Annotated in this window: 6 protein-coding genes; all 6 read left to right on the top strand. The window is 63.0% G+C overall.

Annotated elements, in window-relative coordinates; translation table 11 throughout:
* A partial coding sequence (locus BN1127_RS20665) for a GNAT family N-acetyltransferase (protein ID WP_042650705.1) occupies positions 1-364 on the top strand: 364 nt, incomplete at its 5' end.
* A 470-nt stretch (positions 365-834) separates the two neighbouring features.
* Positions 835-2,742 carry a PTS fructose transporter subunit IIABC gene (locus BN1127_RS20660; RefSeq protein ID WP_042650704.1) on the top strand — a complete coding sequence of 636 codons (1,908 nt, stop codon included), beginning with the start codon at positions 835-837 and terminating at the stop codon, positions 2,740-2,742.
* Positions 2,743-3,204: 462 nt separating this feature from the next.
* Positions 3,205-4,611, top strand: a complete 1,407-nt coding sequence (gene uhpT, locus BN1127_RS20655) for a hexose-6-phosphate:phosphate antiporter (protein WP_005328717.1) — start codon at positions 3,205-3,207, stop codon at positions 4,609-4,611.
* 212 nt (positions 4,612-4,823) lie between these two features.
* Positions 4,824-5,129, top strand: a complete 306-nt coding sequence (locus tag BN1127_RS20650; protein WP_042650703.1) for a PTS fructose transporter subunit IIB — start codon at positions 4,824-4,826, stop codon at positions 5,127-5,129.
* The gene (locus BN1127_RS20645; RefSeq protein WP_042650702.1) at positions 5,130-5,897 is read left to right on the top strand and encodes a PTS sugar transporter subunit IIA; all 768 of its coding nucleotides are present in this window, start codon (positions 5,130-5,132) and stop codon (positions 5,895-5,897) included.
* A gap of 96 nt (positions 5,898-5,993) precedes the next feature.
* Entirely contained in the window at positions 5,994-6,926 is a 933-nt protein-coding gene (locus BN1127_RS20640; protein ID WP_042650701.1) for a pseudouridine synthase, read from the top strand.
* Positions 6,927-6,939: the final 13 nt, after the last annotated feature.

Below are 6,939 nucleotides of genomic sequence, written 5' to 3'. Positions count from 1 at the left end.
TTGTTCGCACCTTCCCAAGAAATACCAGTCCGGTGCTTGGTATGTATTGGTTGTCGATGAAAAGCCGGTCTCTTCCCTTATCGTCTATAGCGACCTATTTGGCCTCGGCCAGGGTTGTTTTGGTATCGGCTCCCTGGCAACGGATCCGGCGATGAGAGGAAAGGGGTTTGGCTCCCAGCTGCTGCGCGGCGTGACAGAAATGCTCCTGAACGCTCCAAATACTGTCGCTACTTTTCTGCATGCGGATATCGGCCATCACTACTACGAGAGGCTGGGATATAGGCGCATTCCGGGGGGGGAGGATTGCATGTATTTCTCTCTTGGGCTGTCACGCTATGTCGGTGAACCGCCGACCTACTTTTAATCCACCTCCAGCCACCATCCATAATGGCTGCCACCCGATGGCTAACGACTTTTCTCCACCTTTCCCCTCGCTTGCTTCTCCTCTCAACCTCCCCATGACCGCCATTTACGTGAGTTGGCTCACATCTAGAAGCCTCTTCGTACCTCACAAATTTACAGAAATGCAGCTCCCCTCGCTCAGGTGAGGACTAGCTCAATGGATGATAAATATCGGCAAGAATATCTTCAATCAATTGATTTATAACTATAAAAATTCATTCCTCGATTCAGTTTAGACCTATTTAATCAGCTGGTCTGCTGTGAGATCGGGGTCACACTCAAGTCTATAGCGCACAAAAATCCAGTCATTCGCACATTTGTCCGATAGGGTGGCGTTCGCCCCGGCGCGATAATAGTCGTGTCAATTTTGTCTGCATGCCGTGCCAGCACGGCAATGCCAACAGGCTCCATCAAGGGAGCAGGGAGAACGCCATGATCACCACCCTTATCAACGAGCAGCTGATCGCGCTCGATTTAAAGGCCACGGGCAAGGAGGAGGTCTTCACCGAGATGACCCGTCTGCTCGCGGCGCAAGGCAAGGTCAGCGACGAGCAGCAGTTCATCAAGGACCTGTGGGCCCGGGAAGAGCTGGACAACACCGGCTTTGAAGAGGGCGTTGCCCTGCCACACGCCAAGAGTGCGGCAGTGAGCACCCCGGCGGTGGCCATCGGCATCAGCCGTGCCGGCATCGACTACGGCGCCGAGGATGGCAAGCCCTCCCGGCTGTTCTTCATGATTGCCTCCCCGGCGGGTGGTGCCAACCACCATATCGAGGTGCTGGCCGAGCTCTCCGCCAAGCTGATTGAAGAGGGCTTTATCGATGCCCTGCTGGCAGCCAAGAGCCCGGCCGAGGCGCTGGCCCTGCTGCTCGAGAAGAAAGAACCGCAAGTGGCCACCCCGGCCGCCGACAAGGGGCTGATCATCGGCGTCACCGGCTGCCCGGCCGGTATCGCCCACACCTATCTGGCGGCAGAATCCCTGGAGCGCGCCGCCAAGGAGCTGGGCTTTGAGGTGAAGGTGGAGACCAACGGCTCCATCGGTGTCAAGAACAGCCCGACGGCGGCCGAGATCGCCCGCGCCAGCGCCATCGTGGTGGCCTGCGACAAGCAGGTGGACATGGCCCGCTTCAACGGCAAGCCGCTCATCAAGACCGGCGTGAAGGCCCCCATCAAGGATGGCAAGGGCCTCATCGAGCAGGCGCTCAAGGCCCCCGCCTATGTGGCGGACAAGGATGAGCGCAAGAGCGAGGAAAAGAGCGCGGGCGGCAGTTCCGATCTCTACCGTTATCTGATGAACGGCGTCTCCCATATGATTCCGTTTGTGGTCACCGGGGGCCTCTTGATCGCCCTGGCACTCGCCATCGGCGGGGATCCGACCCCGAGCGGCATGCAGATCCCGGCAGGGAGCATGTGGAACCAGATCCTCAACGTGGGCGTGGCCGCCTTCACCCTGATGATCCCCATACTGGCGGGCTACATCGCCTACGCCATCGGTGATCGCCCCGCGCTGGCACCGGGCTTTATCGGTGGCTGGATCGCCAACAACGGCAGCTTCTACGGCGCCGATGCCGGTACCGGCTTTATCGGTGCCATCATTGCAGGCCTCTTGGTCGGTTATCTGGTGCGCTGGATTGCGACCCGCCACTACCACAAGATGGTGCAGCCGCTGGTGCCTATCCTGATCGCCCCCATCGTCGGTTCGCTCTTTATCGCCGCCGTCTTCATCTTCATCATCGGCGCCCCCATCGCCGACATGATGACGGGTCTGAACGCCATGCTGCTCTCCATGAGCGGCGGCAGCCTGGTGCTGCTGGGCATAGTGCTGGGCGGCATGGCCGGCTTTGACATGGGCGGCCCGGTCAACAAGGTGGCCTTCCTGTTCTCCGTGGGCATGATTGCCTCCGGCCAGACCCAGTTCATGGGCGCCATGGCCTGCGCCATCCCGGCCGCGCCCCTTGGCATGTCGCTGGCTACCGTGCTCGGTCGCAAGCTCGGCATCTTCGACGCCTCCGAAATCGAGGCGGGCAAGGCCGCCGGTGCCATGGGTCTGGTGGGGATCTCCGAGGGGGCGATTCCGTTCGCCGCCCGGGATCCGCTGGCGGTAATCCCCGCCAACGTGCTGGGCAGCATGACCGCCGCCGTGATGGCCTTCCTGTTTGGCATCACCAACAGCGTCGCCCACGGCGGCCCCATCGTGGCCCTGCTGGGTGCGGTCAACAAGCCGCTGCTGGCGCTGCTCTGCATGATCTGCGGTGCCATCGTCACCGGCGTGGTGGCGGTTGCCCTGAAAAAACTGCGGGTGAAGAAAACCGACCAGGTGGCGCTGGCCAAGGCAGCCTGATCCTTTGCTTACCCCACGCACTTGAGCTGACAGCAGGCCACCCCCGGGTGGCCTGCTTGTTTGTGCGCGTCCCCTTGCCGCCGGTTTGCGAGCCTGATGGCTCCCCCCCTGCGGCGCCGCGCCACCCCGGGCGCGCGGGCCCGTGAGCCGACTCTGTGATCCCCTTCACGCTTCAGGGCCACAAGCCGCCAAACTAGGAAATTTTCCTAAGTCTCCTAGGGATGGCTCTCACGCCATCTACAACCCGCCTCTTTACAGTCGACCTACCTGATGTAGTTACCCGACCCCAGCGCAGGTGCCAGGGCCGGGCATGGGTTCAATCGACAGGGGAGCGCTCTAGCTGTTCGCCCTCTTCCTGTCGCCCTTCCCGTGGCGTGACCTCCCATAACAGATTGAACGAGTTCAATACACAAATGAGGAACGCGGCGGGAATAGCGTCTATCTCGCAGAGGATGAACGAAGATGTTTAAACTGCTCGAACAGGTCCGGATCCCCACTCTGGACCTGCCGGTCGAAGCCCGGCGCAAGCTCTGGTTCAAGCCATTCATGCAATCTTATCTAGTTGTATTCATTGGCTATCTGACCATGTATCTGATCCGCAAGAACTTCAACATCGCCCAGAACGACATGATCCAGGAGTACGGTCTCTCCATGACCGAGCTCGGCATGATAGGCCTTGGCTTCTCCATCACCTACGGGGTGGGCAAGACGGTCGTCTCCTACTATGCCGACGGCAAGAACACCAAGCAGTTCCTGCCGCTGATGCTGATCCTCTCCGCCCTCTGCATGCTGGGCTTCAGTGCCAGCATGGGGGGCACGGGATTCAGCCTCTACTTCATGATCTTCTTCTATGCCCTGAGCGGCTTCTTCCAGAGCTGCGGCGGCTCCTGCAGCTACTCCACCATCACCAAGTGGACCCCCCGCAACAAGCGCGGCACCTACCTCGGCATGTGGAACCTCTCCCACAACGTGGGCGGCGCCGGTGCAGCCGGTGTGGCGCTGTTCGGTGCCAACTACCTGTTCGATGGCAACGTGCTCGGCATGTTCATCTTCCCCTCCATCATTGCGCTCATTGTCGGCTTTATCGGCCTGCGTTTTGGCAGCGACTCGCCGGAGGCCTATGGCCTTGGCAAGGTGGAAGAGCTGTTTGACGAGGTCGCCAGCGAAGAGGACATCGCCACCGAAGAGCAGAAACTGACCAAGTGGCAGATCTTCGTGAAGTACGTGCTGATGAACAAGGTGATCTGGCTGCTCTGCTTCGCCAACATCTTCCTCTACGTGGTGCGCATCGGCATCGACCAGTGGTCCACCGTCTACGCCCACCAGGAGCTCGGCTTCTCCAAGGAAGTCGCCATCCAGGGCTTTACCTTCTTCGAAGTGGGCGCCTTGGTCGGCACCCTGATGTGGGGCTACCTCTCGGATCTGGCGAACGGTCGCCGCGGTCTGGTGGCCTGCGTGGCACTGGCGCTCATCATCGCCACCCTGGGGCTCTACCAGCATGCCACCACCCAGTTCATGTTCCTGGGCTCCCTGTTCCTGCTGGGCTTCCTGGTGTTCGGTCCGCAATTGCTGATCGGCGTGGCCGCCGTGGGTTTCGTGCCCAAGCAGGGCATCAGCGTGGCCGATGGCGTCAAGGGCACCTTTGCCTACCTCATCGGTGACAGCTTCGCCAAGCTGGGCCTGGGCATGATAGCCGACGGTACCCCCATCTTCGGCCTGACCGGCTGGACCGGCACCTTCGCGGCGCTGGACATGGCCGCCGCCGCCTGTCTGGTGCTGATGGCCTGCGTGGCGGTCGCCGAGGAGCGCAAGATCCGCCGCATCAAACGGGAACTGCGCGCCGCCGAGCTGGCTACCCAGTCCGCCTGATGGCCATCATCCGCTTTATATCCTGATATGTATTCGGCTCGCCCTCTGGCGGGCCGTTTTTTTACCCGCACAACCCCACACTCAAACGGGGCCATGCCTTGTGCAAAGCGGCACCAGAGCGCCGCCAAGATCCCACTTTCACCCCGCACCTTTGGCAAAAACCGCCCCTTGGCGCTATCTTGTTGCCCCACCTCAATTCGCTTCGAGAGCCCATGAAGATCCTCGCCGTCACCGCCTGCCCCACCGGCATAGCCCACACCTACATGGCCGCCGAGGCGCTGCAAAAAGCTGCCGACAAGCTGGGGCTCAAGATCAAGGTGGAGACCCAGGGCGCCATGGGGCTGGAGAACGTGCTGACCGCCAGGGAGATCGCCAGCGCGGATCTGGTGCTCATTGCCTCCGACATCGAGATAGAGCAGAAGGAGCGCTTCCTCGGCTGCAATGTGCGCCAGGTATCCCTGGAGTCCGTGCTGCTGGACGCCTCCGCCGTGCTCAAAGCCAGCACCCCCGGCGCCTGAATGCTGCGCCGCGAGCTCACCTTCTGCTGCCACCAGGGCTTGACCATCACCCAGGCCAAGCAGCTCTGTCGACTGGCCGGGCTGTTCAAGTCCCAGATCCTCTTCATCAACATCAGCCGTCGCCAGCGGGCGGAGGCGACCAGCCAGCTCGCCCTGCTCACCCTGGCCACTCAGCCCGGAGATATCTGCCAGTTGCTGATCGAAGGGCTGGATGCCGAGCTCGCCCACATGGCCTTCACCTGCTGGTGCGTGGAGCTGGGCCAGCCACTGGGGCGCCCCGCTACCTCGGCCCGGGCCGAGCAACGTCTGGCCGCCGCCCTGCCCGACTGCGGTTTTTCCCTCGCCCAGCTCGGCCACAGCTCGGCCCCCCTCGACAAGGCGCTGGCGTTGCAGGTGCTGGTGGATCTGCTGCCAGCGGAGCGGGTGCGCGACAGATCCGCGCTGGAGCAAGCCATAGCAGATCGGGAGCGACTCGCCGCCACCATCATCAGGCCGGGCCTCGCCATGCCCCATGTGATCTGCCCCGCCATCGCCAGGCCAAGCCTCTCGCTGCTTAGCTGCGATGATCCCCTCCCCTGGGGATCGGCGCTCGGGCCTGTGCAGACCATCATCTTGCTGGCCATTCCGGCCGGGCTCGCCCCCGAGCAGCTGCGCCCCCTCACCCGACTGGCTCGCGCCCTGATGGACGAGGTGGTCAGCACGGCGCTCTTACACGCAAGCTCGGCCCCCGCCCGCCAGGCCATCGTCATCGACAGCCTGCTCGGCTGAGAGGCGCCGGGCTACCCGGGTGCGCTCATCCCCGATGACCCATGGCGAGCGCCGCCGTGATACACTCCGGCATCCCCTGTTTTTGGTATGCACGCGATGAAACCTGCCCGTCCCCGCCTCTCCCTTTCCGGCCGCACCAGTGCCGCTGGCCGCCCCGCACAGGATGAGGCTCACAAGCCCGGCCTTGCACGCTCACGGGCTGGCACCCGGCAGGCGGGCGACGCCAGAGTGGCGGGGCAAAAACCAGAGGTGGCACCGGCAGATCGCAGGCTCTTGCTGCTGAACAAGCCCTACATGGTGCTCTGCCAGTTCACCGACGAGGCGGGGCGCGAGACTCTCAAGGACTACATCAGGGAGCCCGGCATCTATGCCGCAGGCCGGCTGGATCGTGACAGCGAGGGGCTCTTGCTGCTCACCAACGACGGCAAGCTGCAGGCGCGCCTCACCCAGCCGGGGGAGAAGACCCCCAAGACCTACTGGGTACAGGTGGAGGGCATTCCAAGCGAGGAGAAGCTGGCGAGTCTGCGCGCCGGGGTGGAACTCAACGACGGCATGACGCTGCCCGCCGGGGCGCGGATCATGGCTGAGCCCGATGTGTGGCCGCGCAATCCGCCCATACGGATGCGCAAGGAGATCCCCACCAGCTGGCTGGAGATCACAATCATCGAGGGGCGCAACCGTCAGGTGCGGCGCATGACGGCCCATATCGGCCACCCCACCCTGCGCCTCATTCGCTACGCCATCGGTGACTGGACCCTCGATGGGCTCGCCCCCGGCGAGAGCCAAAGCCTGCCCGCCCCCGAGCTGGCACAGGCCAGGCGCCAGCCGTCATCACACCGAACCAGTGGCAACGCAGCCAAACCGGCAAGCAAGGCGCCGAGCCTGGGGAACCAGTCCCAGCGAAACGATAAACCGCGCGGCACGGGCAAATCCAAATCACCCACGGCGGGGGAGAGCAAGCCCCGCAGCAGCGGCCGGGGCACGGCCCGCAGACCCGCCCGTCGCCCCAGCGACAAGGAGTTATCATGATCGAACACCCGCC

It is taken from the genome of Aeromonas media (assembly GCF_000819985.1).
In the GTDB taxonomy this organism is placed as follows: domain Bacteria; phylum Pseudomonadota; class Gammaproteobacteria; order Enterobacterales; family Aeromonadaceae; genus Aeromonas; species Aeromonas media.
Note: the sequence above shows the minus strand (reverse complement) of the source record. Positions and strands in the feature narration are given on the sequence as shown.

Coding starts and splice junctions, on each gene's coding strand:
- BN1127_RS20660 (WP_042650704.1), top strand. CDS start 835: ATGATCACCACCCTTATCAACGAGCAGCTGATCGCGCTCGATTTAAAG.
- uhpT (WP_005328717.1), top strand. CDS start 3,205: ATGTTTAAACTGCTCGAACAGGTCCGGATCCCCACTCTGGACCTGCCG.
- BN1127_RS20650 (WP_042650703.1), top strand. CDS start 4,824: ATGAAGATCCTCGCCGTCACCGCCTGCCCCACCGGCATAGCCCACACC.
- BN1127_RS20645 (WP_042650702.1), top strand. CDS start 5,130: ATGCTGCGCCGCGAGCTCACCTTCTGCTGCCACCAGGGCTTGACCATC.
- BN1127_RS20640 (WP_042650701.1), top strand. CDS start 5,994: ATGAAACCTGCCCGTCCCCGCCTCTCCCTTTCCGGCCGCACCAGTGCC.